This is a genomic window from Fictibacillus solisalsi, from assembly GCF_900103485.1.
Taxonomy (GTDB): Bacteria; Bacillota; Bacilli; order Bacillales; family Fictibacillaceae; genus Fictibacillus_C; species Fictibacillus_C solisalsi.
This window is the reverse complement of sequence record NZ_FNHW01000002.1, coordinates 128,340-152,055: the sequence shown is the minus strand read 5'-3', so window position 1 is coordinate 152,055 and position 23,716 is coordinate 128,340. Positions and strand designations below refer to the sequence as shown.

Below are 23,716 nucleotides of genomic sequence, written 5' to 3'. Positions count from 1 at the left end.
GAAATCGGCTGCATATTATTTCACATCGACTTCTGTTATTTTTTAAATCATATAATAAAGGTTTTCCATCGTTTTTGTGGAAAGGGATACTGACAAAGTGACAGAAAGTGAGTGACCACAGATGACAGAAAAAACGGCAGTACAGGATGTGTATCCCGATGATTATTCGTGGTGTTATGGGTGCGGAAAACTAAATGATAAGGGCCATCAATTGAAAACAAGATGGCATGGGAATAAGACCGAGACGATCTATAAACCACAGCCGGAACATACCGCTGTTCCCGGGTTTGTGTATGGGGGACTGATTGCTTCATTAATTGATTGCCATGGAACAGGATCTGCTTCGCTCGCCCTGCACCGGAAAAATGGCCATGAACCTGGTGATGGCCATGAACCGCCACGGTTTGTGACAGCCTCGCTGAAGGTAGACTTTATGAAACCAACTCCTCATGGCATTCCTTTGAAAGCTGTGGGGACACTTGAAGAAGTTCATCCAAAAAAGTGGAAGGTCCATACTGAGGTATTTGCCGGCGATACTCTTTGTGTAAAAGGAGAAGTGATGGCAGTCGTAATGCCCGACTCCTTCCTGAAACAAACGAAAACCACCAACCCTTCATAAGGGTGGTGGTTTTATTTATCGGGTTCGGACGTTGGCAACAATGCCTTTCTCGTCATCCAGCACCAATTCCAGTCCGGCTGAAATCGGATCAATATTCATCTGTGTATCCAGATAAAAGCGAAGTGCTTCAATCATGTTGGCTTCAATCAGCACTTGTTTTCTGCCTCCGACATACGCTTCCGCTGAAAACCCATAATCATCATCAAAAAGCAGTTCTACCTCAACGTCCTCTGGCGCTACTTCCTTTTTATTGGCCATGTGCAGACAAAGGGCGTTGATGATGTCCTGCTCAGAGAGCATTATCGTTTCCATCCATTAGACTCCTCACGCTTTCGACGGCTGTTTTTTATGTTTGAGAAGATGCGGGTGATCAGAGAAATAATGACCAGAATGGCAATCACGTTAATAAAGAGGCCAAGCAACGAACCAAGTCCACCCATATTGCCAAGTAATCCTCCAAACAGCATACCGGCAATACCACCGAACATCATGCCTTTTAAGAATCCGCCTTTTTGGGATTTTGCAGCTGTGCTTTTATTTTTGCTGAAAATGCTGTTTTGCTGTTTGTTTTGGGTACTTTTGTTTTGGAAAATTGAATTTCCGCTTCCTTTATTCGAATTGAACGATTTTACCCCCGAACGATAACCTTTCGCACTTACAGTCTGGGCATGATCATGAAAAACAATGTCTTTTACAGGCATAAATACAAACGTCATGACCAAGGTAGCCGCGATAATCTTTTTTAACATGTTCTATATTCCCTCTTCCATTTTATAGTTTAAAAACTTGTCCTCTATCATATACGGTAAGGATAACAAAAAGTTTCATTTTAATCCAAAATTTTAAAATTTCTTTTCTACAAGGATAAAGCCAGGTTATCAGTTATGGATAACCTGGCCTTTAATTTTTTTACGACATATCCACTCCGCCGTTCACCGGGATATAGGCACCGTTGACATGGGTGTTCCAGTTTGCCGCTATGCTCAGGATGGCTCCCGCTACATCCTCAGGGCGGCCAAGCCGCTGAAGCGGAGTGATACTGCGGAGCATCTCATGCATGGCCTCCGGCTGATCTTTTGTTGCATCTGTCAGGATTAAGCCTGGCGAAACTACATTGGTGGTGATGTTTTTCGGACCTAATTCCTGAGCCAAATATTTTGCAAAAGTGGAGATGGCGGCTTTTGCCGAGCCATGTGCAATGAAGCCTTCTGACGGGGTGCGAGACAGACCGCTTGAGACCAGTATGATTTTCCCTCCGCCCTGTTTCTCCATATGCGGCACCACCTGCTGACAAATATGAAAAGCAGAGCTCAATTCATTGTTTAACTTGTAGGAGAACTCCTCCCATGATATTTCCGTAAACCGCTTCATGGCAAACGAAATATTGGCATTGTTGACCAATACATCGACCTTTCCAAATGTTTCAACGGTTTCTTCTACCAACCGTCTCACCTCTTCCGGATTTCTGACATCCGCCTGGATGATCTTTCCTTTTCGCCCCAGCGCCTCTACCTTAGCCAGGACCTCCTGCGCCTCTTTTTCCGAGCTGTAGTAGTTAATCACTACATCGGCGCCTGCTTCCGCAAGCATGACGGCAGTTGCTGCACCTATCCCCCGGCTGCTTCCCGTAACAATGGCTACCTTATCCTTTAATGGTTCCATGGTATGTCCTCCATTCTAAAATGTGATCCATTTAACTATACTATCTAGAAGAGGTTTTTTTCATGGTTTTAAACCTCGGGTTTGAGCCTTTTTTCAAGTGTTTCTAGACCACTCATTTTTTTAATCCTTGGATTATGTATAATGGAGATGAGTTCAACTAACAATGATATTCTGACAACGGGAGAGTTTTTTAATGATTGAAGTTGATGACGCCGGAAACGGGTGTCCGATTCTGGGAGAAGTATTTGCGGCAAGACGGATGGAAACAGGTGAGCATGCAGCCGTTTATATTCCGCTTCCACAGGAAACGACAGACAGAACGTCCAAAGAAGAGCAGATCATGTCTCTATTAGAAAAATTAAACATGCAAAAAGATGAAGAACTTCTCCTGTGCCGCGGAAATACGCTGGACGGATTCAGCCACTTTCTAAAGAAGCGAGGGTACCACGTCCAACGGGGAAAAATCTCTGAAGAAACCGATCAAATTGCTGAAGCCTTTTTTATGGAGTGCCTGTATGAAATCGGCTTTCCAAGGGACCTGTCGCTGTCTGACAGAGCCTACTATGAGTTTTATCAAATGGTAAAAATTTGGTACATCTGTTTTTACACCGGAAAACGAAACCTGTTTAAATCCGAGCGGAAGGGCAATGTTAAACGGCGCGGGTTTATGCATAATCCGGTATACCATTTTCCCCAGGTACTCGGCATGCTGTTTTATCACGACCAATAAAAAAAGAGACACGTTAAAAGAAATTCGTGTCTCTTTTTTTATTCAATATTCAGTTTCTGCTTTACAGGTCGAACATCATTATCGGTCATAAATGTCTTTGAGGTCGTCGGAAACACGATCAGCATTGTAAGCACATACCGTAATGACCTTTACATTTTTGAGCATTTGTTCCACTTCGATTTCAAATTTTTCAAGCGTCTCTTCAAACTCCTCTTGTGAACCCCATTCCACATGGCCCCATGTCCGGACTGACTTATTTTTTTCGACCAATGGGGTTACGATATCAGAGAAATTAGATAAAATGGTTTCCGGATAAAAGTTGCCATTCCAAAAATAAAAATCAAAGTTATTGATGAAATGCACGCTCTCCATCTGTTCTTGGGTAAAGGTTTTTTCCAGCTCTTTTTGAATCAAGGGGAAAATGCGTTCATTTTCCAGAAATAATATGTACTCCTCCTGCTCCATACCCGCCATAATGTACGATACCGCATTTTGAACATAATCCTCCACTTTTTCAGAATAATAAAAGACATGAATGCCTTGACCTTTCACAGGTTCTGGTTGACTGAACTGCGTAAGTTTTTTGTTCAATTATGTATCCCCTTTTCCACTTGACGTAAATGTTAATACGTAATTCTTCACAAATGGAAAAAATATCCTTTATTTTATAAAAAAACAGGAACCGATTTGGCTCCTGTTTTATCTTATTCAAAATCGCACTCTTTAAGAGGAACGACTTTTGTTTTGTGCTTAAACTTATAACCGAGCCACACAGCCAGGAAAATGGGTATACCAATATAGGAAACGAGCGCGCCTTGCCAATCGATCGAATCGCCGGTAAATGCCGAATAATTTTGCCCGAGAATAACGACGAAACAAAGCAGAAAGGCGAAGATCGGTCCAATCGGAAACCATTTTGCCCGGTACGGAAGATCACGAAGATCCCGTCCTTGTGCCACATAGGCTTTTCGGAAACGGTAATGGCTGATCGCAATTCCAAGCCAGGCGATAAAGCCTGACATGCCTGATGCGTTCAGCAGCCAAGTATAAATGGCTCCGTCACCAAATAAGGAAGCAAGAAATGCTACAGCTCCTACGGCGGCCGTTACAATCAGCGCCGGAACGGGAACACCACGTGAATCCAGCTTCGCCAGAAACTTAGGCGCTTTTCCATCACGTGCCAGGTCCCACAGCATACGGGTGGATGCATACATACCGGAGTTACCGGCAGAAAGGACAGCCGTTAAAATGATCGCATTCATGACAGATGCGGCAAAGGCAATTCCCGCTTTATCAAATACCAGGGTAAACGGACTCACGGTGATATCACTTCTTGCCAGCCTGCTATCCGTATAAGGAATGAGTAAGCTGATCACTAGAATCGCAAGGATATAGAACAAAAGAATGCGCCAGAACACACTCTTGACCGCTTTTGGAATGTTCTTCTTCGGGTCTTCAGTCTCCCCTGCTGCCACACCAAGCAACTCCGTTCCCTGAAAGGAAAAGCCTGCTGCCATAAAGACGCCAAGCGTCGTAAAGAATCCGCCATTGAACGGGGCATCACCAATGGTAAAGTTTTTAAAACCAATCGCTTCCCCGCCGAGAATTCCAAAAATCATAAGCGTACCGAGAATTAAAAAGATAATAACCGTAACCACTTTAATAAGAGAAAACCAATATTCTGACTCTCCAAACCCTTTAACGGATAAGTAGTTCAATAAGAACATAATCGCTAAAAACAACGCGCTCCAAATGTAGGAAGGCGTATCAGGAAACCAGAATTTCATGATAAGCGTAACCGCTGCAAGCTCTGCCGCAATGGTGATCGCCCAGTTGTACCAATAATTCCAGCCCAGAGCAAATCCCAAGGAAGGATCCACAAATTTTGTGGCGTAGGTACTGAACGATCCTGCCACTGGCATGTAAGAAGCCATCTCCGCCAGGCTTGTCATCAAGAAGAAAACCATAATGCCGATGACCACGAAGGATAATAGCGTGCCCCCGGGTCCGGCCGTATGAATTGAGCCACCGCTGGCCAAAAACAGTCCGGTTCCGATGGTTCCACCGAGCGAGATCATCGTTAAATGACGGGACTTCAGTTTACGGTGTAACTCCCCTGAAGCCGCTGGTGCTGAATTCTTTGCTGTGTTTTGCATAAAAAAAACTCCTTTTCATTTTGGAAGGAGTGGGAAATAAAAAAAGCCGCCAAAACGCAGTTTGACGGCAGTTCTATTCTACCCGCATCATGCCTTCCGTAAGATAGCGCATCCCACTCACCGGTAATGTGAGCGTGACAGTGCTGTTCCTTTTCGAAAACAGCCCCAATTCATATTTCCAGAGATAAACATGAATTTCGGCAGCTTTTCCTTTCACACGGAGTCTATGATGTCTTTCTGCATCTCGTACGTCCTACTAATAAAAGCCGCGACCTCTACCTCATCGGATTGATGAGGATTTTTTGAAATATCCAGTTAGTTGACGCTAGTTGCTATTATAAAACACGAACATTAACTGTTCAACTGTTTTTTGTTTCCAATGTCTCTTTTGCAGCATTAATGTACGTTTGAACCTTTTCTATAAACGCCTTGGCCGTAAAGCCCAAGAACTTATCCTTTCTATAGATTAGGCAAATCTTCTGACTGGGAACCGGGGCTGTCAATGCCACTGTTTTAATCCTGGAATGCTTAAGGTTCTCCAATAGAAGGGTAGGGAGAATAGCGGCCCCAACTTCTTTTTCCACCATGGCAATCAAAGACGAGAGCGTCGTTGTCTCCATTGACGGTTTTATTTTAAATCCCGCCTCCAGACAGTATCGGTCAATCAGCTTGCGGCATTGATGATAACTTGGAAACATGACCATCTTCATTTTTTGTACATCTTTAAAATAAAGAGACTTCTTATGGGCATAAAGTGAATCCGCATGAACCGCCAGGGAAAACGTCTCTTCAAACAGTGGGATTTCAACAAGCCGCTGATCAGGATCAGGACGAATCGTTATGCCAATATCAATTCCCCCACTAAGGACTTGCTCGGTAACATCCATCGTTTCAATTAGTGAAACCGATGTATCCGGATGAGTTCTGTGAAAATCGAGAAGAAGCGCATCAAATACAAGATCAGCATCCCCAGGCAAAACACCGATTGTCAGAGAACCGCCTTTCCCTACTTTCAACTCTGCAATGCTGTCCTGAGCTTGTTTAATATGAGAAAAAATATGCAGGCACTGCTCATGGAGAATTCCGCCTGCCTCAGTGAGTGAAATCTTTTTGCCTGTTCGATGAAACAAAGGCGTTCCCAGTTCATTCTCAAGCAATTTGATTTGCTGACTAAGATTCGGTTGCGATACCAGGATTTTTTCTGCTGCCCGTGAAAAATGAAGTTCCTCACAAATCACCATAAAATACTCCAGCTGCCTTAATTCCATGTGATGCCCCTCCCTGTTTACATCATAACTGAAACCAATCATGATCATAAGAAACGCGATATTGATAGGACTTTAATGCCTCCCTATACTGAAACTGTAGAAGTTAAGTTTTTCTTAATAAAAAGAAAACGGAGGAATGATACTATGTCTCACACGTTGCTGAAATCGGCAAAATCAGTTAGAAGCATGGTCCTTCAACAAGTCAAAGCGGTCCCCGAAGAATTGTTCGACATTAAACCCGCACCCTTTCATAATACTATCCGCTGGAACGTTGGTCACATCATTTTTGTCCATGATTATTTACTTTCTTTTGCTTTTTCAAAAAGCCCAGCACTTCCCACTCACTATGAGCAATTATTTAACACAGGAACCAATCCGGATCAATGGTCCGTAAATCCTCCCTCCAATGAAGAGCTGCTCTCAAAATTATCCGATCAATTAATTCACCTGGATCACATTTCATCGGATATCTTTGAAAATAGACTAACACCTGCAATGGAATTGGGACCTTTAACGTTTGAAACATCAGGTGAGCTGTTCAATTTTGTAACCATCCATGAGGCTATGCACTTCTCTGCGATTTCCTCGTTATTACAATCCGTCACCAATTCCAGGAAAGCCTGACGAAAGGAAAAAATAGAAGGCTTGGGCATACGTCTTCCCTAAAGAAGGCTTATGCCTCTTTTTGGTAAATACATGCATGGTTGAATAGGACCTCTCCTTCCATAAAGAGGATTTTCAGAGCGCTTGTCAAATAGATAAATGGAGAATCATCGAAAAGGAGCGATTGAAATTGAATCGAATTCTTTCCCCTGTTTCATGTAAAGTAAATAACGTATTCATTCACGTTAAAGATTTAAAAAGGGCTGCAGAATGGTACAGCAGACTGCTTGGGCTGCCAGCGCCGGAGCACGTTGAATCTCCGGTATACAACCTCCCGGTCAGAGGCGACACAGGCTTAACCCTCGACGACCACGCGTTTGATCCGGACTTTACTTTCAGCCCTTCAAAGAACCCGCTGTTTAACTTTTTGGTAACCGATGTAGATGAAGCTTACCGGTTCATGAAAGAGAACGGCATTACCATTGTCAGAGAAATCGAACGTATCGGGGATGTTGCTTTTTTCAATTTTGCAGATGAATACGGCAATGTTCTCATGATCTGTAACTGTTAAAATATAAGGGGGAATTTCCACATGAACCATATCGCTGTATTTTGCGGATCCAGAAGCGGCAAATCAGAAGTATACATAAAGGAAGCCGCAAGACTGGGAAAAGAACTCGCTGAACGCGGCATTGGCCTCGTTTATGGCGGATCAAGTACAGGTGTAATGGGGGCGGTCGCTGATGCCGTTATGGCACACGATGGCCAGGTTACAGGCATTATGCCGGAATTTCTTGAAAAACGTGAAATTGCTCATAAAAACCTGACCGAATTGGTTGTGGTGGATTCCATGCATGAACGCAAGGCCAAAATGGCCGAATTGGCAGATGGCTTTATGGTTCTTCCTGGCGGGGCAGGAACGCTTGAGGAATTTTTTGAGATTTTCACCTGGGCCCAACTGGGACTTCACCAAAAGCCGGTCGGTTTACTTAACACCAGCGGCTATTATGATCCGCTCCTTTCACTGTTCAATCATATGACCAGCGAAAACTTTATGGAGGATAAGCACCGTAAAATGGTGCTTTCATCCGCTGAACCGAAAGATCTTCTCGATCAATTCAGTGCTTATATCCCTCCACGTGTTAAAAACTACCTGACAGAGAATCGTACATAGATTGGTTTGAAGAGACCCGGCGTGTCCGGCCTCTTTTTGGTTTATGGTTGGATGAAAAGGTCGGGAGATGCAACTAAAGGGTAAAAAAGGCAGCTGATCGGTTCAGCTGCCCTCATTTTCAGGCTGATTTCTTTTCAATTGCAGCTTGTTTTCTTCCAAAACCATTGACGACAAGCACTCCCGCAATCGCAACCAATCCCCCTATTAGAGATAAGGTGCTTGGCCACTCGCCTAACCAAATCCAGGCGGTCAGGATAGCCACCCCTGGTTCCAAATAGATCATGCTGGCCACTGCGCTCGCTTTTCCTGCCGATAAAGCAATTGCCCAAGTAACATAAGCAATCGCAGCCGGAAAAATGCCCACATACAGGGTGGAAATATGGGCTTCCCGTGTTGCATGTCCGATGGAATCTAAAAGCCCTGGAGCAAACCAGAAAAACGGCAGTGTTCCCGCCCATGTCACATAGGCGGTAAGCTCAACAGGAGAGTAGCGTCTTAAAAAAGGCTTCTGAAAAACAAAAAAGACGGATGTCGCTACTGCAGCCATTAACACGAGGAGGGCACCGCGTGAAACCGTCAATGACGAGCCGGAGCTTCCCAATGTGATCAGCACGATTCCAGTTAGACCAATAGCTAAACCCGTCCAGCCTGGTATTCCAAGGTGTTCTTTCAATACAATAACAGCAAAAAGGGCTGTAAATATGGGGGCAGCTCCGATCAGCATGCCAGCGGTTCCCGCTGAAATGGTTTGTTCACCAAATGTGACGCCAATATGGTACATGCTGATCCCTATCCATCCAAGCAGAAGCAGCCGCAAAATGTCTTGTTTCTTCGGCACACGAAATCTGACACCCGGCATAATTGCATACAGAATAAATGCAAATGAGGCAATTAAATACCGGACAAGCACCAGATGCCCTGCAGAATAGCCGCCGTGCAGGCTGTATCGGATTGCAGCAAAGGTGGATCCCCAAATAATAATGGTTATAAGTGCCATGCTTAAAGCTTTTGCGTTCATCATTTCACCTTCATTTTTTCAAATCTAAACCTTCTTTCCACTCTATCTATTTCCTTTTCTACGATTACAACTCCTTTTTTCATACGCAAAAAAGCTTCTGAACATTACCTGTATCCCTCGGCATTCGCAGGCTTCCCAGCCGCCTCTACCTCCACCAAATATCTCCAGCAGTCCGGCCGAGAACCATCGACATCCGTAAAATGATAGACTTTCGCCAGTTGGCCACTTGATAGAGACTGACCATTCCAGCAATCGCGCTTGGCATCTCCAGCAAGTGCAGAAACAGCCCTTCCGATGTAACGAGGTGACTCTGAGATGACAAAATGAGGTTCTGTCTTAACGGCATCCCTCCAATTCTCTTCTGTAACCCCAAACACCTCCAACATCAATTCCGAGCGGAGCCAGCCAGGGGTAAGTGCTACAGCCGTACCACCATACGGAGAAAGTTCATGTGCCAGTGCTTTTGCCAATGTGATGACTCCGTTTTTTGCAAAATCATAAAACAAAGAAAGACGGTAATTGTTTTTGTTATAGTCTTCTGTTCCATCCGTCACTTCGACCACCAGGCCCCCCTTGTTTTTAATGAGCAGCGGCAACGCATAATGGTTGGTGATAATATGGGTATCAATCGCCAGCCGAAGCATCCGGAACCCTTTTTCCAAAGAATGTTTCCATACCGGTGTATTCCACTCTGCCAGATGCTCGCTTCCCCATATATCATTAACCAAAATATCCAATCTTCCCTGTTCTTTTTCGATCCGATGAATTAAGGATTCCACCTGATCAGGAACAAGATGGTCGGTTTGCACAGCAATACCCCTTCCTCCTGCTTCATTTACCAGTTCTGCCGTATCTTCGATGGTTTCAGGACGTCCGTACTCAGAAGTTTCGGTTCGTGTGGTACGCCCCGTCACATAGACGGTCGCGCCAGCTGCCCCCAGTTCCACCGCTATTCCCCGTCCTGCTCCCCTCGTACCTCCTGCCACCAGGGCCACTTTTCCCTCTAAAGGTTTCATAGTATCTGCCTCCTTGCGTTTTCCTTCACTCTATCACTTGAGGATGACATCCTCTGTCATATATAAACTGTTTTTCTTTTCACCTTTTTTCCATGTTCGTGTTTTTAAGGCTTGGCCGCTTGAAAATACTTTGTGCATAAAATCGAGGCGGATAAGTGAAACGTTTTTATTCCTTTTGAATATTCGCAAAATATGGTAAAGTTTAAATAACATTTCCTGACAAAGGAGCATGCCAATTGATCGTTGAATGTGATAAATATTATATGCCCCGCAAAAACCGTGTATTGCTGTTGCCTATACAATGGCGAGAAGAATTTAACATCTCAGAAAATGACCTTCTGTCAGTACATAAAGAAAACAACAGGATCATCATTACAAAGAAAAAACCCACTACTGGCTTTGAGCCAAAATTCATCAAGATCAATAAAAAAGGCGTCATCACCATTCCCAAAGCCATCGATGATGAACTGGAATGCCGCTTGCACCAGCTTTACATCAACCAGGACGAGAATTCCTTTTTGGTTGTCCCTGTAACGACAGAAAAGAGCAGCTGATTTAATTAGAGCTGCTCTTTTCTTCATGTTATTTTGACTTGCTACTCAACCTTTGCTCGCCAAACCCCTCCGGCACCATGAGTAAATCCGCAAGCTTCATAAAATGCCCGGTGTTCATTGGCGTAAGTGACGGTGACGATTTCCAGGCCAAAGCGCTCTGATTCATGCAGCAATTCTTTTACGACAGCTGCCCCAAGACCTTGCCCTTGATAGTTTGGATGAATCATAATGTCTTCCATATATCCATGCTCCAAGCCCATTCCGCAAACATAGCCAAAGGCAATAAGCCGGTTTGCCTCATTTCTGGCACCTGCCCAAAAGTTACAGCGTTTTAGCAACACGGGATAGTCTTTATCCCGTCTTGGCCACCCGATGAGCTCCCTCAGATCAGGAACTTCATGGTGATATAAAGGCATGTTAATTACAACATTCATCGTATCCCTCGCTTACGTCAAAGAACTTCCGGACATCCTCCCTAAAGATTTTCAAAGAGAGTCTCTTTCTTCTTCCCTTGCAAAAGGCGAAACGATCAAAACGTCCCAGCTGCCATCCCATTGTATTGTGAACCCTGGATCACTTTATAACTTCGTTGCCTTTGAACCAATTCCTTCATCCATTTAACGCGCTAATTTTACTGGAAAAATTCCTCCCAGAATTAAAGCCTATATAAACCGTTTAAACAGAAAGAGCTTTATAATAAGTAAAGAAAGAATCACGTCATGAAAGGCGGCTAACAAACATGCAGCATCAAAAACGGATACGCGACTATGGAGTTCAAATCGGACGGTTGAAAACAGGACAGCACAATGCGATTTCTGATGTGAAAGGAGTAACAGTGGGTCATGTAACGCTCAGCAAAGGAAGCATGCAGACCGGGGTGACAGCCATTCTTCCGCATCCCGGCAATCTTTTTAGAGAGAAGCTCATTGCATCCTGCCATGTGATCAACGGCTTTGGAAAAACGATGGGCACGATTCAAATGCAGGAATTGGGAGTGATTGAAACTCCGATTGTTTTAACCAATACCCTTAGTATTGGAACGGCTGCTGATGCAGTGATTCAATATACAATGGAGCGTAACCCCGAAATTGGGCGCTCAACGGGCACGGTTAACCCGGTCATTGGGGAATGCAACGATATGCTGTTGAATGACATACGCGCTCAATATGTTACGAAGGAGCACGTGTTTCAAGCGATACATAACGCCTCAACAGAGTTTGAGGAAGGCAGTGTCGGCGCAGGAACCGGTATGCTGTGTTATTCCTTGAAAGGAGGCATCGGCACCTCCTCGCGCACATTTCAGCTGGATCATGGTACGTACACCATTGGTGCACTCGTGTTATCCAACTTTGGGATATTAAGTGATCTTATGATCAACGGACGCATGATTGGCCGGGAATTAAAAGAAGCCTTACTGCAATCATGGGAAGAAAAAGACAAGGGTTCCATCATGATCATTATTGCCACGGATTTGCCTGTTTCAGAGCGTCAGCTTAACCGGATCATTAAGCGATCGGTTGCAGCGCTTTCTAGAACTGGGTCCATTATTACGCATGGCAGCGGGGAAATTGTCATTGGGTTTTCAACCGCTACAAGAATTCCACACACTAAGCCAGATGATTGTTTATCCATTCCCGTGATTCATGAGGAGGATATGGATACCGCCTTCCGTGCAGTTGTGGAGGCAGTGGAAGAAGCGGTGCTGAATTCACTGGTAACGGCTACCCATGTCATGGGCAGAGACGACAACAACCGGCCGGCTTTTAAAGATTTATTGGATCAATTTCATATCGAATTATAATAATCATTTAACTTCCTCATCCCATAAAAAATGAGGAAGTTAAATGGTTTTAGTCCAAATCATATGGTGGTTCCCTTCTCCCCAATAATCCTCCATAAAGTAGCTTGGCTCTCCAAGTTTGTTTCTCCATACGTTTTGAGCCTGTTTGTAGCCGCTATCCAGGCAGTATCGGATAATTCCTTTTTCCCTCATGTCACGAATAAGATGGCTCAGCAAAGCCGACCCCACTCCCTGTTTTTGATAAGCCGGATGAACGAACACCGTTCCAATCTCCAGACAATCTTTTAAAACTCCATTTGTGCCGCTGAGGATCAGTTCATTGGCTGGCCCGCAAGCGATCGTTCCAATAATTTTATTCTTGTCAGCATCAACGGCAATCAAGAAATAATGCGCTATCCCGTTACTGACCAAATCAGTCTCCAGGAACTGTTTCTTCTGTTCTATTTCCTCCTCCATCTCTTCTGTCATATGAGACAATCCTTCCTTTTTAAACGTATGTTTAATGACCGCTATAAAAAGCTCATTCAATTCCTCTTGGTCTGTTTTTGCCGGTCTTCTGATGGTCATTTCATTCACGCTGCATTTTCGCATAGCAAAGGTTGCTCTCCTCTCCATATGAAGTTTTTAGTCCACCGAATTAGGGAAAATGTTAAATAGTAACAGTACGACAAGGAGGCCAAACAGATGACGATTTTTTCAAAAGACGCGCTAAAGGATCAGCACATCATCATAACAGGCGCGACAGGCGGCATCGGCTGGGAAACGGCCATAGCATGTGCAGCAGCGGGCGCCAATATAACCATTACCGGACGTAACGAAGATAAACTCGTTACACTCAAAGGGAAGTGTGAGGAACTGAGTTCTAATATTTCCGTTCATTTGTACAGTGCCGACCTTGATGCAGAAGAAGAACGGGAAAGCTTACTGTCAGGAGCCATTGACGAAATCGGGCCGGTAACAGGGCTCGTAAATGCGGCAGGGATCACCGGTGGAGGAGTCCTGGAAGACCTAAAGGAAGACGATTTAAGAAAAGTTATAGAGCTGAACTTTATTTCAACGGTCCTTTTCACACAACAGGTCTATCGGCACATGCTGGTGACGAAGCCAGAAAAAGGAGCCATCGTAAATGTTTCTTCCCTGTCAGGCCTAAGAGGAACACCCGGCAGCAGTGCATATGCCGGATCCAAGTTTGCTCTCATCGGATTTACCCAGTCATTGGCGGTCGAAGCGGCCGAGCGAGGCATTCAGGTCAATGCCGTATGCCCGGGATACGTCGATACGAAAATGGGCCGTGACAGCATCGCCCGAAAAGGTAAGAAATTCGGCCGAAGCTATGAGGAGCAACTAAAGAAAGCCCAAGCCGGTATTCCTTCCGGACGGATCAGCACCCCTGAAGAGGTGGCGAATACGATTGTCTTTCTGCTCACAGGAGCAGCCGAAAACATTGTCGGGGAATCCGTCAAGATTTCCGGGGGGAACGTGTTATAGGAACAAATTAGAAGGCATGAGCGCTTTTGGGCTCTGCCTTTTTTACCAGAGTCTCCTGCCGCTTGAACGGCCGTTTAACTTGCCTGCTCTGACCATCACGATAAATTTCACTTTTTCCCTATGAAACGCCATGATCTCACGAAAACCGAACTTCTGATACAAACGAATGGCCCGCTGATTGAAGGAAGCCATGGTTAAACGATATGCCCTGTTGCTCAATTGGCCCTCAAGGTATCCCAGAATAAAAGGCAAAAATATAGAACCGTTGCCCTGACCGGTTAATTCTGGGTTCATCCCCAGTCCGATATCAAGCTCATCTTCTTTTTCATAAGCACCAACCCTCTTTCCAGCCGGTACCTGAGCCGACTTGCCGGTACAAAAAAAGCCAACCAGCTTATCTTTTTCATCCAGCACAACCGAATAGTGATTTTCGAGCAGCTCATTCATGGACTCCCTGCGTCCGTCCATATTGTAAAAGTCATAAGGTGCTTCATAACTCCAGTGTGAAATTTCTCGTGCATGTCCCTCATTGGATGGTTTCACTGTTAACTGCATGGCTCGTCTCTTTCAACTCCTATAAAGACCTGTTATTTCACATGCGCATCAGGAGCCTTATCCTCAACCAGATGCAAGGTGACACTATACTCAAGAAATGCCTTTAGTCCGCAAAGCACCATAGTATATCCCCCCATGGAATCCAACGCTGTATTCACCATTTCATCACCGTTCCCTGTAAACCCGGAATGTTGGATAGAGACCATGGTTTCACTTTCCTTCCTGGCTTGAAAGGTCCACTCAATTTCAGTACCATCAGACGATTCAACAAGAATATACTCATTTTCAACTACCCTTTTCACCTGAATTTCATCTGATACACCATACATCTCCCAATCCCAACGAATCGTTCTGCCTTCCACCACAGTATCACTGCTTTTTGTAAACCAAAACTTTGTAGTGATTTCTGGATCGACGAATGCCTGAAATACTTCATTCACCGGTTTTCGAATAAGCATTTCTGTTTTCACAACAGGTGGATGGTTAAGCGTAATGGACATGCTAACATCTCCCTTCCTTTTTCATGGTTTTTCTAATAATTTCGTTGAACCACTCCCAATTTCCTGTTTCAGCAGGAAACACAAGCTAATTTAAGGAATATAGCTATGAGGTTGTATCTATTGTTAAAAGGAGGATAACGATGACTGAACGCCCAAGACCCGATGAATATGCCGAGGACTTTGAATCTTATATCCAGCTGGTGCCAGAAGGAGACATTTCTGAAATGCTACAGCAGCAAATCAAGGAAACTGCTTCTCTGCTAAATTCGTTATCTGAAGAAGATGGTGAATATCGCTATGCGCCGAATAAGTGGAGTATTAAAGAAGTCGTCGGGCACATGGCAGATACCGAATGGATTATGAATTACAGGATGCTCAGTATTGCCAGAGGGGAAACGGCACCCTTGCCGGGGTACAATGATGAGGAGTATGTAAAAGCCGCAGCATTCAACGATCACTCATTAACGGACCTGACCCGGCATTTCACAAGCGTCCGCCAGGCTACTCTCTCTCTATTGAACGGTCTGAGTGACGAAGCGTTAAAACGAAGGGGTGCGGCAAATAATGAGGAAGTGACAGCAAGGGCCCTCGCTTTTATCATTGCCGGCCATGAGCTTCACCACCGTAATCTCATTAAAGAACGTTATCTAAAATGACCAAGGGGAAATTTTCCCTTGGCCATTTTTTTATGCTTTCAATCCCATCATCGCCCCGAAATATTGGGAGGCTGTGGTAAATGCGATAAATGCACACAGTTCACTGATTTCCTCGTCAGAAAAGGTTTCTTTCAACACCTTGAAAATAGAATCAGGAATATCTCCCTTCAATTTTAAAAAGACGTCCGCAAAGCCAACGGCGATTGAGGTTTTTTCATCAAACAGATGGGGTTCAGGCTTTCCTTTCGCCTTGCAGTATTCACAGCCGTTCCCCTGGGCCAGCGTTCTCCGCACCTGCTCTTTAAGACGGGATGAAAGTCTTCCTTCGTCCCCCAGTGTAGTGCCAAGGTCATTCCATCTGTTCATGACCTCCTGATTATGTCCAAGCAGATGCTGAAACGGTGTGGCTCCACGTTCTGATTCTTTTATTCTTGCCATTAAGCATTCCTCCTTGTACCCTTTAATGGTACTAGGGAAGAATAACTTCTGCCATTTATGATTAAACCAATTCTTTCAATTTTCTTTTTAAATTTAATAAGTTAAGGAGAATAACATTAAATATGAAAATCGACAATATCGACAGAAAAATTATTGATGAGCTTCGGGAAAACAGCCGGCTGTCCATGAGCGAACTGGGGAGAAAAATCAATCTTTCGTCTCCCTCTGTCACCGAACGTGTGCGAAGAATGGAATCGTTTGGCGTGATCCGAAAATATACATTGGAAGTGGATTATGAAAAGTTGGGACAGCCGATCCAGTGTATTGTGGAGGCTACGGTAAAGAATGGAGATTACCAAGCTTTCAAGCGTTACATCGAGCGACTGGCCAACGTAGAGTTTTGCTACCGGATTGCGGGCAACGCCTGCTTTATGCTGAAGCTGCAGTTTGCCACCTTTTCTGAAGCGGAAACATTCATTGAGGAAGCAAGTCCCTATGCGCACACTGTAACCCATTTTATTTTTTCACAGGTGAATACAGCGCCGAAACTTAGCCGGTAAAAAAGCAGGAGCTACAACACGGCTCCTGCTTCATGATTATTCCACTCCAAATGTATACGTCGTATGGGCTTGATATTCCTCACCTGCATCCAGAACCACCGATGGAAACTGTGAATGGTGGATGGCATCGGGCACACCTTGTGTTTCCAGGCAGATGCCGAGATGCTTTTTCGATGGCACATCACGGAACTCTCCATCAGAATCCAGCATGTTCCCTGAATAAACGACCACGCATTTTTGATCGGTCTCAACCGTTAAGGTTCTTCCGCTTGTTTCCTCTTTCAGCACGATCTCATTGTTTTGATTCGTGTTCAGCAAGAACGGATGGTCATATCCTCCTCCGGCCAGCATGTTCTGCTCGTAATCTGCCGTTGTTCCTGTTTTCACCTTTTGCCCTTCTCGTAAATCAAACGGTGTACCCTGAACATGCAGCGCCCTGCCGGTGGGGATCAGTTCTTGGTTAAGCTCCAAGAATTGGTCGCTCTTTAGCTGAAGAATGTGATCCTGAATATCATGCTTCAGGTTTCCGCTTAAGTTAAAGTACGAATGATTGGTAAGATTCAGCAGTGTCTTTTTGTCGCTTTGGGCGGAATATGAAATGCTTAACGTGTTTTCATCATTTATAAGATAGGTAACATCAACCTCCACCCTGCCGGGGTATCCTTCTTCTCCATCAGGGCTGACATAGGAAAATTTCACCCCGCATTGCTCTTCCTCTTCAATCACTTCTGCATTCCATACCACCGCGTTAAACCCTTTGTTTCCTCCATGCAGGTGGTTGTTTCCATCATTTTTGGCAAGGGTATATTCCTGTCCGTCCAGTTCAAAGGAGCCGCCCTGAATCCTGCCGGCGACCCGTCCGGCGATGGCTCCAAGGTAATTGGTGTCCTTCAAATAATCCTCCAGAGTATCGTGGCCAAGCACGACATTCTCCAGGTTTCCCTCTTTGTCGGGTGCCATGATGCAGGTAATAATTGCGCCGTAATTAATCGCGGAAACTTCCATTCCTTTGCTGTTGATCATCGTATAGGCCAAAATATCCTGATCTTGTGCGGTGCCAAAGTTCTCTTGAATGACTTTCATCGTCCATCACCTTTCTGTCTGCTAAAGCCTATTGTCATCCCAAAAATTCATGGTAAAGTGCTGTTCTGGATCATAGGCACGAAATTGTACACCATCCTTATTGATCCTATCAATCAGTCTCGACAAAACGGACGCTGTTCCTTTTTTCACGTGAAAAAGAATGACAATCGGTCCTTCTGGAACCGCATCAATGCCTTTGATGGCGTTTTCAATAATCCGTTCCGGAGCGGTTTCGTGATGTTTCCAGTCTACTGTATCCACGTTCCAGTCCCACATCTTCATCATGTACTGAACCAGCCCATGGCGCAAGTTCTCTTTCATATAAGGATGGCTGCCAAAAGGGGGCTCTCGTCAAGTGAGAAGTCACACCTGTTAACTCATACAACGTTTTTTGGGTATGTCTCATTTCTTCTGCAACATTCAGCGGATTCCCTTCATAAAGCATCCTTTTATCATGAGTAACACTATGGAGTGCGGGGTAATGTCCTTCTTCTATTAAACGAAGAACAGCCTGCGGATATTCTCTCATATTAGGTTCTACCAAAAAGAACGTGCTCTTTACTTTTTTGGTTTTTAGGATATCCAGAATGTTGTCCATTTCGTCATTCGGCCCATCATGAGGTCAAATAAATGTCTTGTACCACCTGGATCCCTCAATTCCCTTCTCCATATAATTATTGGGCTACATACCGCGCTTTTTCTGTTTTATGGCTGATCTGCGTTTCATTATCCCTCTCCACGTATGAAAAGTAATCAAAATCCGCATAAAAGTCCCGTCCGCTTAAATCCTGACTGCATAGGCCAATAAAAGCGCCTGTGAATCCTTGATCCAGCAAGGTGCCGCCTTTTTTCAATTCGGCATGGTCATCTGAGATTTTCCCGGCATCCAGAACAGGGCCCACAGCTGTCCAATTTTCCCCGTCGGGAGAATAATAGAATTGGAGAGCATGATACTCAATTTCCGCCTTTAAATACACCTTTTCCCATCCTTCAATAGAGATAGGGGCAGCCAATGGTTCATCATAATCACCCCGGTCATTGCTCATGATATACAGGCACTTTCCTGCTTCCTCATCCTTGCTGATGCAGAGATAATAATAGTTTCGGTTGTTGTAATAATAGATCAGTCCCGCCATGTGCTGAAAGGTCTGTGGACGGCACTCCACCTCTGTTTCTGCCACGATCGAAAACGCCTGCTGTCTTCTGGCGATCAAACTTTGCCTGTGGTTGGAATTCATGGATTCCCTTCCCCTTAGCCTGAGATAACCGGGTCGTTCCTTTACCGATACCCATTCCTCGCTCATCGGTTCGCGCAGGGAATTAAAATGGATGCTAAGCCCTTCTCCATCAAAATCCTCAGTTTCAGGCACGGGTTTAATTGTAAACTCAGGGAGGGATGGTGCTTCCACTCTTTCATGGGGACGGTTACCTCCGTCTTCAAGTCTCAGCCATTGATCATCGGTCCATACCGCTTTCTGGATGGAGGTTTCGCGCCCAAGGTTGCAATTTTCCGAGCCAGGCAGCGGACGACCGGTCAGGTGCACCATATACACCTCATTGTCCTGAGTTTCAACAATGCTCGCATGTCCGGCCTTTTGCAGCGCCAACTCTGGTTTTCCTTTTGAAGTCAGCACCGGTCCTTTGGGATCCACTTCATACGGACCAAAAAGACTCTGTGACCTGGCTACGGTTACTGCATGGTTATACCGCGTTCCTCCCTCGGCAGTGACAAGATAATAATAGCCGTTCTTTTTATAAAGATGAGGCGCCTCAGTAAGCCCTAAGCTTGTTCCCTTAAAAATATTACGGATGGACCCGACAAGCTTTTCTTCCTGGGCGGAGTACTCCTGAAGCAATATACCGCCAAACGAATTTTTATTTTTGCGGTGATCCCAAACTATATTCACCAGCCATTTATTTCCATTATCATCGTGGAACAGGGAAGGATCAAAGCCGCTGCTGTTCAAATAGATCGGTTCAGACCAGGGCCCCCGGATATCTGTCGCCGTTACCAGGTAGTTGTGCGTATCCTTGAACGGGCCTATATGGCTTTTTACATCCGTATAAATGAGATAGAAGGTACCCTCGTGATAACTGAGACAAGGCGCCCAAACACCGCCAGAGCTTGGGTTACCGAGCATATCAAGCTGGCTATGGCGAGTTAATGGATGCGGCAGCAGCTCCCAGTTCCTCAGATCCTTTGAATGATGAATCTGTACTCCCGGAAACCATTCGAAGGTGGACGTTGCGATATAATAATCGTCTTCTACCCTTATTATGGACGGATCAGGATTAAAGCCCCGCAAAATGGGATTGATGATTTCAGACATACTAGGTCCTCCGTTCTTAATAGATTTTTCTGTTTTGTTCATCCTTGATTTCCAATTGTAATCATTTCCGATATTTGAATGCGCCGTGATTCCAGAATGGGTCGTCTGATACAGTGATCCATCTACCACCCGTTTTACCTGGCAATCTCGCAAGTTAGACTAGTTTCTTAATTCCATCAGCTGTTGGTTCATTTCTTTCGTTTGCGAATACACTTGCTGATAGATTCCGAATATTTTTTTATAGCGTTCCACATTTTCGCTGTTTGGCTGATAGGTTTTGGCTGACTCGATAAAGGATTCTGCACATTCCTTTAAAGAGGAGAACCAGCCCGTGCCATACGCTGCGAGCATGGCCGCACCCATCCCCGGTCCTTGTTCACTGGAAAGCTTGACGATCGTGGCATTGAAAATATCCGCCTGCATCTGCAGCCAGGTCTTATTCTTGGCTCCACCGCCAATGGAAATGATCGTATCAATCGTTTTTCCATGGTCCCTGAAAATCTCGATCGATTCATTTAACGAGAAGGTAATTCCTTCAAGCACTGCCCGGATAAAATGCTTTCGCTCATGAGAGGCGTCCACGCCAATAAAGCTTGAACGGATGCTAGAATCGGCGTGCGGGGTACGCTCACCAACCAAATAAGGTGTGAACAGCAGACCGTTGGATCCTGCTGGCACCGTTTCTATGTCCTGTAGAAACGATTCAAACGGTTCATCCGCAGCAAAGCATTCTCTAAACCAGCTCAGGCTGTAACCTGCTGCCAATGTTACTCCCATCGTATAGAAGGCATTTTCCTCGCCATGATTAAAATAGTGGACCTTGCCGTCAAAGTCCTGATCATTTCTTTCTTCATACGACAGCACCACACCGGATGTGCCGATGCTGCACAGCGTTTTGCCTTCAGACAGGATTCCAGCGCCTATTGCACCGCATGCATTGTCAGCACCGCCGGCGTGAACGCCTGTCGAAGGAGCAAGGCCTGTCTCATGAGCGAATTCTTGGGTGATTTTTCCAACGCAATCATGTGATGCCACAAGCGGAGGGCAAAGACTCGCATCAATGCCAAATGTTCTGCACATTTCCTCGCTCCACTTTTTCCCGCTGACATCGAGGAGCAGAGTGCCCGCCGCATCGGAATACTCACTGTTCAAACTGCCGGTCATCCGGTATCTCAAATAATCCTTTGGCAGAAGAAAAACAGCTGCTTTTTCAAAAATTTCTGGCTCGTTCTCCTTCACCCACAGAATTTTTGGCAAGGTAAAGCCCTCCAGCGCCGGGTTTTTCGTTATCATAAGCAACTGCTGTTCGCCAATCGTTTCAACGATTTCCCGGCATTGCGGAGTGGTGCGTGTGTCGTTCCAAAGAATCGCGTTCCGAAGCACCTGATTGGTTTCACCGAGTAAAACGAGCCCGTGCATCTGACCCGAGAAACTGATTCCTTCAATATCTTCAGGATTTCCTTTAAATTCGGCAACCAGTTCCTTCAGGCCTTCGGTCGTTTGCTTTACCCACTGCTCTGGTTCCTGTTCACTGTATCCAAACTTCTCCTGAATCAGAGGATAGGATTTGGAAACCTCCTGGCATACCTCCCCCTTCTGGTTCACGAGCAAAATTTTTACCGCGCTTGTACCTAAATCTACACCGATGACATACTTCATGTTTGATCATTCCTTTTTCTAGTGATAAAAAAGTGCTGGGCAATTTTTGATGTCCAGCACTTTTGGATGGTTAATGATTGGTATTCTTTTCTTACACAGTCACACTGGACAATGTTTCAATGATATAGCGGTTTACCGCTGCTTTCAGGCGCTCCTGGCGGCCAGATTGGTTCTTGATATCACCCAATTGATACGCATAAGCTTCCAGAGCATGGAAGTCTGTTTTCCCTTCAACAATGTCAAGGCCGATTCCTCTTGTATAGCTGCTGTAGCGGTCTTCAATGAAGGCATCCAAAACACGATCTTCAATCAGTTTGCTCGCTACCTTCAAACCGATGGCAAAGCAATCCATACCAGCAATGTGGGCATGGAACAGATCCTCCGGTTCGAATGATCCTCTTCGAACCTTCGCATCAAAGTTCAAGCCGCCGCTGCCCAGGCCATCATTTTTAAGAATTTCATACATGGCCAGTGTAGCAGAATACAGATCTGTCGGGAATTCGTCAGTATCCCAGCCAAGAAGCGTATCTCCCTGGTTCGCATCGACAGATCCAAGCATGCCGTTAATTCGAGCCACTCTCAGTTCATGTTCAAATGTATGGCCCGCAAGCGTCGCATGGTTGGCTTCCACGTTGAATTTGAACGTATCCTCTAGGTCGTACTTTTGCAGGAACGCAAGACCCGTTGCCACGTCAAAGTCATATTGATGCTTCGTTGGCTCCTTCGGCTTCGGCTCAATAAGGAATTGCCCGCTAAATCCGATTTCTTTTGCGTAATCCTTAGCCATATGGAAGAAACGAGCGAGGTTATCCTGCTCCAGCTTCATATCTGTGTTTAAGAGGGTTTCATATCCTTCGCGTCCTCCCCAGAACACATAGTTTTCAGCGCCAAGCCGCTTGGCCACTTCCAGCGCTTTTTTCACTTTCGCCGCAGAATAGGCGAACACATCGGCATTATTAGTGGTGGCAGCTCCATGCACATAACGTGGATGGGTAAACATGTTCGCTGTGTTCCAAAGCAATTTTACTTTGCTTGTTTTCATGTACTCCTGAATCATATTTACGATAACGTCCTGATTTTCATTGGTTTCTTTTAAATTGCTTCCTTCTGGTGCAATGTCCACATCGTGGAAGCAGAAAAACGGAACATCGAGCTTTTCAAACAGTTCAAAGGCAGCGTCCACACGTGCTTTGGCAAGGTCCATCCCTTTAAATTGATCCCATGGACGAATGGCAGTTCCTACTCCGAACGGGTCAGTTCCATCTGCTGTAAAAGTATGCCAGTAAGCGACTGAAAAACGGAGCCATTCTTCCGCTGTTTTTCCATTGATCACTTCAGCGGGATTGTAATAACGAAACGCGAGAGGATTGTTGGAATCCGCTCCTTCAAATTGAACTTGTTTCACGCCTTCAAAATATGCCATGGTATGTACTTCCCCCTTGATTGCTGTTCAGAACCAAAAATGTAGCCGCTTACATTATCGGCTGTATCGGCCAGCAGCTGATTTGTTAAACCGATTATAGCACCTTACAACTTAGTTTGTCTATCAAACAAACTAAATAAATGAAACTATGTTTATAATCGACTAGATTAACGACGTAGGCTAAATTCCTTTTCCTCAGCCTTACGGATAGAAGCCGATGTTTTCTTGAAATTAATGAAAAATAATCACGCCATACACTACGACCAGGCCTATGAGAACACGAGGCGAGTTTCTCTCGCACCATAGTATCCAAAACCTAACTCAGCTCTTATATTTAGTAATTATAATTTTACTAAATACCATTAAAATAATTGAATCAAAGCGAATTTAGTAATAATATATTTACAATAAGCACTTAAAAAG

At 44.9% G+C, this 23,716-nt stretch carries 29 protein-coding genes, 1 pseudogene and 1 riboswitch; of the genes and pseudogenes, 11 read left to right on the top strand and 19 right to left on the bottom strand.

Annotation, left to right across the window (positions count from 1 at the left end):
• Positions 1–121: 121 nt before the first annotated feature.
• Complete coding sequence (locus tag BLT53_RS18170; RefSeq protein ID WP_090237202.1) at positions 122–619, top strand: PaaI family thioesterase; 498 nt, start codon at positions 122–124, stop codon at positions 617–619.
• A gap of 15 nt (positions 620–634) precedes the next feature.
• Here BLT53_RS18170 and BLT53_RS18165 read toward each other — a convergent pair whose 3' ends face one another.
• The 3 genes from BLT53_RS18165 to BLT53_RS18155 form a co-directional block, all read right to left on the bottom strand.
• Complete coding sequence (locus tag BLT53_RS18165; protein ID WP_090237201.1) at positions 635–931, bottom strand: YxcD family protein; 297 nt, start codon at positions 929–931, stop codon at positions 635–637.
• Positions 919–1,368 (bottom strand): hypothetical protein, encoded by a 450-nt coding sequence (locus tag BLT53_RS18160; RefSeq protein ID WP_090237199.1) that lies wholly within the window; start codon positions 1,366–1,368, stop codon positions 919–921. Before BLT53_RS18160 ends, BLT53_RS18165 begins: the two co-directional genes overlap by 13 nt.
• 160 nt (positions 1,369–1,528) lie before the next feature.
• On the bottom strand, positions 1,529–2,281 hold the full coding sequence (locus tag BLT53_RS18155; protein ID WP_090237198.1) for an SDR family NAD(P)-dependent oxidoreductase: 753 nt from the start codon (positions 2,279–2,281) through the stop codon (positions 1,529–1,531).
• 193 nt (positions 2,282–2,474) lie between these two features.
• Between BLT53_RS18155 and BLT53_RS18150 the strand changes: the two genes are divergently transcribed.
• Positions 2,475–3,011: a hypothetical protein gene (locus tag BLT53_RS18150; RefSeq protein ID WP_090237196.1), complete on the top strand. Its 537-nt coding sequence runs from the start codon at positions 2,475–2,477 to the stop codon at positions 3,009–3,011.
• 78 nt (positions 3,012–3,089) lie between these two features.
• Here BLT53_RS18150 and BLT53_RS18145 read toward each other — a convergent pair whose 3' ends face one another.
• The 3 genes from BLT53_RS18145 to BLT53_RS18135 form a co-directional block, all read right to left on the bottom strand.
• Positions 3,090–3,602, bottom strand: coding sequence for an MEDS domain-containing protein (locus BLT53_RS18145; protein ID WP_090237195.1), 513 nt, complete (start codon positions 3,600–3,602; stop codon positions 3,090–3,092).
• A 113-nt stretch (positions 3,603–3,715) separates the two neighbouring features.
• Entirely contained in the window at positions 3,716–5,167 is a 1,452-nt protein-coding gene (locus BLT53_RS18140) for an amino acid permease (protein ID WP_090237194.1), read from the bottom strand.
• Positions 5,168–5,263: 96 nt separating this feature from the next.
• A riboswitch (Lysine riboswitch) is annotated at positions 5,264–5,453 on the bottom strand.
• A 73-nt stretch (positions 5,454–5,526) separates the two neighbouring features.
• Positions 5,527–6,435: a LysR family transcriptional regulator gene (locus BLT53_RS18135; RefSeq protein WP_090237192.1), complete on the bottom strand. Its 909-nt coding sequence runs from the start codon at positions 6,433–6,435 to the stop codon at positions 5,527–5,529.
• 144 nt (positions 6,436–6,579) lie between these two features.
• On the opposite strand from BLT53_RS18135, the gene BLT53_RS18130 reads away from it, so the two are divergent.
• The 3 genes from BLT53_RS18130 to BLT53_RS18120 all read left to right on the top strand — a co-directional run bounded on the left by BLT53_RS18130 (position 6,580) and on the right by BLT53_RS18120 (position 8,212).
• Positions 6,580–7,059 carry a DinB family protein gene (locus tag BLT53_RS18130; RefSeq protein WP_170834420.1) on the top strand — a complete coding sequence of 160 codons (480 nt, stop codon included), beginning with the start codon at positions 6,580–6,582 and terminating at the stop codon, positions 7,057–7,059.
• Between the two features lie 169 nt (positions 7,060–7,228).
• Complete coding sequence (locus BLT53_RS18125) at positions 7,229–7,609, top strand: VOC family protein (RefSeq protein ID WP_090237189.1); 381 nt, start codon at positions 7,229–7,231, stop codon at positions 7,607–7,609.
• Between the two features lie 21 nt (positions 7,610–7,630).
• Complete coding sequence (locus BLT53_RS18120; RefSeq protein WP_090237188.1) at positions 7,631–8,212, top strand: LOG family protein; 582 nt, start codon at positions 7,631–7,633, stop codon at positions 8,210–8,212.
• Positions 8,213–8,330: 118 nt separating this feature from the next.
• On the opposite strand, the gene BLT53_RS18115 is transcribed toward BLT53_RS18120, so the two are convergent.
• Both BLT53_RS18115 and BLT53_RS18110 read right to left on the bottom strand, forming a co-directional pair.
• Positions 8,331–9,230, bottom strand: coding sequence for a DMT family transporter (locus tag BLT53_RS18115; RefSeq protein WP_090237187.1), 900 nt, complete (start codon positions 9,228–9,230; stop codon positions 8,331–8,333).
• 104 nt (positions 9,231–9,334) lie between these two features.
• Positions 9,335–10,246, bottom strand: coding sequence for an SDR family oxidoreductase (locus tag BLT53_RS18110; protein WP_090237186.1), 912 nt, complete (start codon positions 10,244–10,246; stop codon positions 9,335–9,337).
• A gap of 236 nt (positions 10,247–10,482) precedes the next feature.
• Here BLT53_RS18110 and BLT53_RS18100 point away from each other — a divergent pair, with 236 nt between their 5' ends.
• Positions 10,483–10,800 carry an AbrB/MazE/SpoVT family DNA-binding domain-containing protein gene (locus BLT53_RS18100; protein ID WP_090237183.1) on the top strand — a complete coding sequence of 106 codons (318 nt, stop codon included), beginning with the start codon at positions 10,483–10,485 and terminating at the stop codon, positions 10,798–10,800.
• A 41-nt stretch (positions 10,801–10,841) separates the two neighbouring features.
• Here BLT53_RS18100 and BLT53_RS18095 read toward each other — a convergent pair whose 3' ends face one another.
• Positions 10,842–11,234, bottom strand: a complete 393-nt coding sequence (locus BLT53_RS18095; protein WP_090237181.1) for a GNAT family N-acetyltransferase — start codon at positions 11,232–11,234, stop codon at positions 10,842–10,844.
• On the opposite strand from BLT53_RS18095, the gene BLT53_RS24780 reads away from it, so the two are divergent.
• Positions 11,215–11,421 carry a hypothetical protein gene (locus BLT53_RS24780; RefSeq protein ID WP_139168435.1) on the top strand — a complete coding sequence of 69 codons (207 nt, stop codon included), beginning with the start codon at positions 11,215–11,217 and terminating at the stop codon, positions 11,419–11,421. The two genes, BLT53_RS18095 and BLT53_RS24780, sit on opposite strands and share 20 nt — an antisense overlap.
• Positions 11,422–11,539: 118 nt before the next feature.
• Positions 11,540–12,601, top strand: coding sequence for a DmpA family aminopeptidase (locus BLT53_RS18090; RefSeq protein ID WP_090237179.1), 1,062 nt, complete (start codon positions 11,540–11,542; stop codon positions 12,599–12,601).
• Positions 12,602–12,640: 39 nt separating this feature from the next.
• Here the strand turns inward: BLT53_RS18090 and BLT53_RS18085 are convergent, their stop codons facing one another.
• Positions 12,641–13,192, bottom strand: a complete 552-nt coding sequence (locus BLT53_RS18085; protein ID WP_425284712.1) for a GNAT family N-acetyltransferase — start codon at positions 13,190–13,192, stop codon at positions 12,641–12,643.
• 93 nt (positions 13,193–13,285) lie between these two features.
• Between BLT53_RS18085 and BLT53_RS18080 the strand changes: the two genes are divergently transcribed.
• Positions 13,286–14,089, top strand: coding sequence for an SDR family NAD(P)-dependent oxidoreductase (locus BLT53_RS18080; RefSeq protein ID WP_090237178.1), 804 nt, complete (start codon positions 13,286–13,288; stop codon positions 14,087–14,089).
• Positions 14,090–14,131: 42 nt separating this feature from the next.
• Here the strand turns inward: BLT53_RS18080 and BLT53_RS18075 are convergent, their stop codons facing one another.
• The gene (locus BLT53_RS18075) at positions 14,132–14,644 is read right to left on the bottom strand and encodes a GNAT family N-acetyltransferase (protein WP_090237176.1); all 513 of its coding nucleotides are present in this window, start codon (positions 14,642–14,644) and stop codon (positions 14,132–14,134) included.
• Between the two features lie 32 nt (positions 14,645–14,676).
• Positions 14,677–15,144: an SRPBCC family protein gene (locus BLT53_RS18070; RefSeq protein ID WP_090237175.1), complete on the bottom strand. Its 468-nt coding sequence runs from the start codon at positions 15,142–15,144 to the stop codon at positions 14,677–14,679.
• A 140-nt stretch (positions 15,145–15,284) separates the two neighbouring features.
• Between BLT53_RS18070 and BLT53_RS18065 the strand changes: the two genes are divergently transcribed.
• Positions 15,285–15,800, top strand: a complete 516-nt coding sequence (locus tag BLT53_RS18065; protein WP_090237173.1) for a DinB family protein — start codon at positions 15,285–15,287, stop codon at positions 15,798–15,800.
• Between the two features lie 30 nt (positions 15,801–15,830).
• Here the strand turns inward: BLT53_RS18065 and BLT53_RS18060 are convergent, their stop codons facing one another.
• Positions 15,831–16,238: a carboxymuconolactone decarboxylase family protein gene (locus tag BLT53_RS18060; protein WP_090237172.1), complete on the bottom strand. Its 408-nt coding sequence runs from the start codon at positions 16,236–16,238 to the stop codon at positions 15,831–15,833.
• Between the two features lie 122 nt (positions 16,239–16,360).
• Between BLT53_RS18060 and BLT53_RS18055 the strand changes: the two genes are divergently transcribed.
• Positions 16,361–16,798 (top strand): Lrp/AsnC family transcriptional regulator, encoded by a 438-nt coding sequence (locus tag BLT53_RS18055; RefSeq protein ID WP_090237170.1) that lies wholly within the window; start codon positions 16,361–16,363, stop codon positions 16,796–16,798.
• Between the two features lie 36 nt (positions 16,799–16,834).
• On the opposite strand, the gene BLT53_RS18050 is transcribed toward BLT53_RS18055, so the two are convergent.
• The 6 genes and pseudogenes from BLT53_RS18050 to xylA all read right to left on the bottom strand — a co-directional run bounded on the left by BLT53_RS18050 (position 16,835) and on the right by xylA (position 23,293).
• On the bottom strand, positions 16,835–17,881 hold the full coding sequence (locus BLT53_RS18050; RefSeq protein ID WP_090237168.1) for an aldose epimerase family protein: 1,047 nt from the start codon (positions 17,879–17,881) through the stop codon (positions 16,835–16,837).
• Between the two features lie 21 nt (positions 17,882–17,902).
• Positions 17,903–18,202, bottom strand: coding sequence for a polysaccharide deacetylase family protein (locus BLT53_RS18045; RefSeq protein WP_170834412.1), 300 nt, complete (start codon positions 18,200–18,202; stop codon positions 17,903–17,905).
• Positions 18,090–18,485 (bottom strand): annotated as a pseudogene (locus BLT53_RS25815) (polysaccharide deacetylase family protein); the annotation flags it as partial. The gene BLT53_RS18045 and the pseudogene BLT53_RS25815, both read right to left, overlap by 113 nt.
• A gap of 70 nt (positions 18,486–18,555) precedes the next feature.
• Positions 18,556–20,211 carry a glycoside hydrolase family 43 protein gene (locus BLT53_RS18035; RefSeq protein ID WP_090237163.1) on the bottom strand — a complete coding sequence of 552 codons (1,656 nt, stop codon included), beginning with the start codon at positions 20,209–20,211 and terminating at the stop codon, positions 18,556–18,558.
• A 159-nt stretch (positions 20,212–20,370) separates the two neighbouring features.
• Positions 20,371–21,870 (bottom strand): xylulokinase, encoded by a 1,500-nt coding sequence (gene xylB / locus BLT53_RS18030; protein WP_090237161.1) that lies wholly within the window; start codon positions 21,868–21,870, stop codon positions 20,371–20,373.
• A gap of 91 nt (positions 21,871–21,961) precedes the next feature.
• Positions 21,962–23,293: a xylose isomerase gene (gene xylA / locus BLT53_RS18025; RefSeq protein ID WP_090237160.1), complete on the bottom strand. Its 1,332-nt coding sequence runs from the start codon at positions 23,291–23,293 to the stop codon at positions 21,962–21,964.
• Between the last annotated feature and the right edge of the window lie 423 nt (positions 23,294–23,716).

What these genes read in the sequence shown, in the direction of transcription:
- BLT53_RS18170 (WP_090237202.1), top strand. Translation starts at nt 122, where the DNA reads ATGACAGAAAAAACGGCAGTACAGGATGTGTATCCCGATGATTATTCG.
- BLT53_RS18165 (WP_090237201.1), bottom strand. Translation starts at nt 931, where the DNA reads ATGGAAACGATAATGCTCTCTGAGCAGGACATCATCAACGCCCTTTGT.
- BLT53_RS18160 (WP_090237199.1), bottom strand. Translation starts at nt 1,368, where the DNA reads ATGTTAAAAAAGATTATCGCGGCTACCTTGGTCATGACGTTTGTATTT.
- BLT53_RS18155 (WP_090237198.1), bottom strand. Translation starts at nt 2,281, where the DNA reads ATGGAACCATTAAAGGATAAGGTAGCCATTGTTACGGGAAGCAGCCGG.
- BLT53_RS18150 (WP_090237196.1), top strand. Translation starts at nt 2,475, where the DNA reads ATGATTGAAGTTGATGACGCCGGAAACGGGTGTCCGATTCTGGGAGAA.
- BLT53_RS18140 (WP_090237194.1), bottom strand. Translation starts at nt 5,167, where the DNA reads ATGCAAAACACAGCAAAGAATTCAGCACCAGCGGCTTCAGGGGAGTTA.
- BLT53_RS18135 (WP_090237192.1), bottom strand. Translation starts at nt 6,435, where the DNA reads ATGGAATTAAGGCAGCTGGAGTATTTTATGGTGATTTGTGAGGAACTT.
- BLT53_RS18130 (WP_170834420.1), top strand. Translation starts at nt 6,580, where the DNA reads ATGTCTCACACGTTGCTGAAATCGGCAAAATCAGTTAGAAGCATGGTC.
- BLT53_RS18120 (WP_090237188.1), top strand. Translation starts at nt 7,631, where the DNA reads ATGAACCATATCGCTGTATTTTGCGGATCCAGAAGCGGCAAATCAGAA.
- BLT53_RS18115 (WP_090237187.1), bottom strand. Translation starts at nt 9,230, where the DNA reads ATGAACGCAAAAGCTTTAAGCATGGCACTTATAACCATTATTATTTGG.
- BLT53_RS18110 (WP_090237186.1), bottom strand. Translation starts at nt 10,246, where the DNA reads ATGAAACCTTTAGAGGGAAAAGTGGCCCTGGTGGCAGGAGGTACGAGG.
- BLT53_RS24780 (WP_139168435.1), top strand. Translation starts at nt 11,215, where the DNA reads ATGTTAATTACAACATTCATCGTATCCCTCGCTTACGTCAAAGAACTT.
- BLT53_RS18095 (WP_090237181.1), bottom strand. Translation starts at nt 11,234, where the DNA reads ATGAATGTTGTAATTAACATGCCTTTATATCACCATGAAGTTCCTGAT.
- BLT53_RS18090 (WP_090237179.1), top strand. Translation starts at nt 11,540, where the DNA reads ATGCAGCATCAAAAACGGATACGCGACTATGGAGTTCAAATCGGACGG.
- BLT53_RS18085 (WP_425284712.1), bottom strand. Translation starts at nt 13,192, where the DNA reads ATGCGAAAATGCAGCGTGAATGAAATGACCATCAGAAGACCGGCAAAA.
- BLT53_RS18080 (WP_090237178.1), top strand. Translation starts at nt 13,286, where the DNA reads ATGACGATTTTTTCAAAAGACGCGCTAAAGGATCAGCACATCATCATA.
- BLT53_RS18075 (WP_090237176.1), bottom strand. Translation starts at nt 14,644, where the DNA reads ATGCAGTTAACAGTGAAACCATCCAATGAGGGACATGCACGAGAAATT.
- BLT53_RS18070 (WP_090237175.1), bottom strand. Translation starts at nt 15,144, where the DNA reads ATGTCCATTACGCTTAACCATCCACCTGTTGTGAAAACAGAAATGCTT.
- BLT53_RS18065 (WP_090237173.1), top strand. Translation starts at nt 15,285, where the DNA reads ATGACTGAACGCCCAAGACCCGATGAATATGCCGAGGACTTTGAATCT.
- BLT53_RS18060 (WP_090237172.1), bottom strand. Translation starts at nt 16,238, where the DNA reads ATGGCAAGAATAAAAGAATCAGAACGTGGAGCCACACCGTTTCAGCAT.
- BLT53_RS18055 (WP_090237170.1), top strand. Translation starts at nt 16,361, where the DNA reads ATGAAAATCGACAATATCGACAGAAAAATTATTGATGAGCTTCGGGAA.
- BLT53_RS18050 (WP_090237168.1), bottom strand. Translation starts at nt 17,881, where the DNA reads ATGAAAGTCATTCAAGAGAACTTTGGCACCGCACAAGATCAGGATATT.
- BLT53_RS18045 (WP_170834412.1), bottom strand. Translation starts at nt 18,202, where the DNA reads ATGAAAGAGAACTTGCGCCATGGGCTGGTTCAGTACATGATGAAGATG.
- BLT53_RS18035 (WP_090237163.1), bottom strand. Translation starts at nt 20,211, where the DNA reads ATGTCTGAAATCATCAATCCCATTTTGCGGGGCTTTAATCCTGATCCG.
- xylB (WP_090237161.1), bottom strand. Translation starts at nt 21,870, where the DNA reads ATGAAGTATGTCATCGGTGTAGATTTAGGTACAAGCGCGGTAAAAATT.
- xylA (WP_090237160.1), bottom strand. Translation starts at nt 23,293, where the DNA reads ATGGCATATTTTGAAGGCGTGAAACAAGTTCAATTTGAAGGAGCGGAT.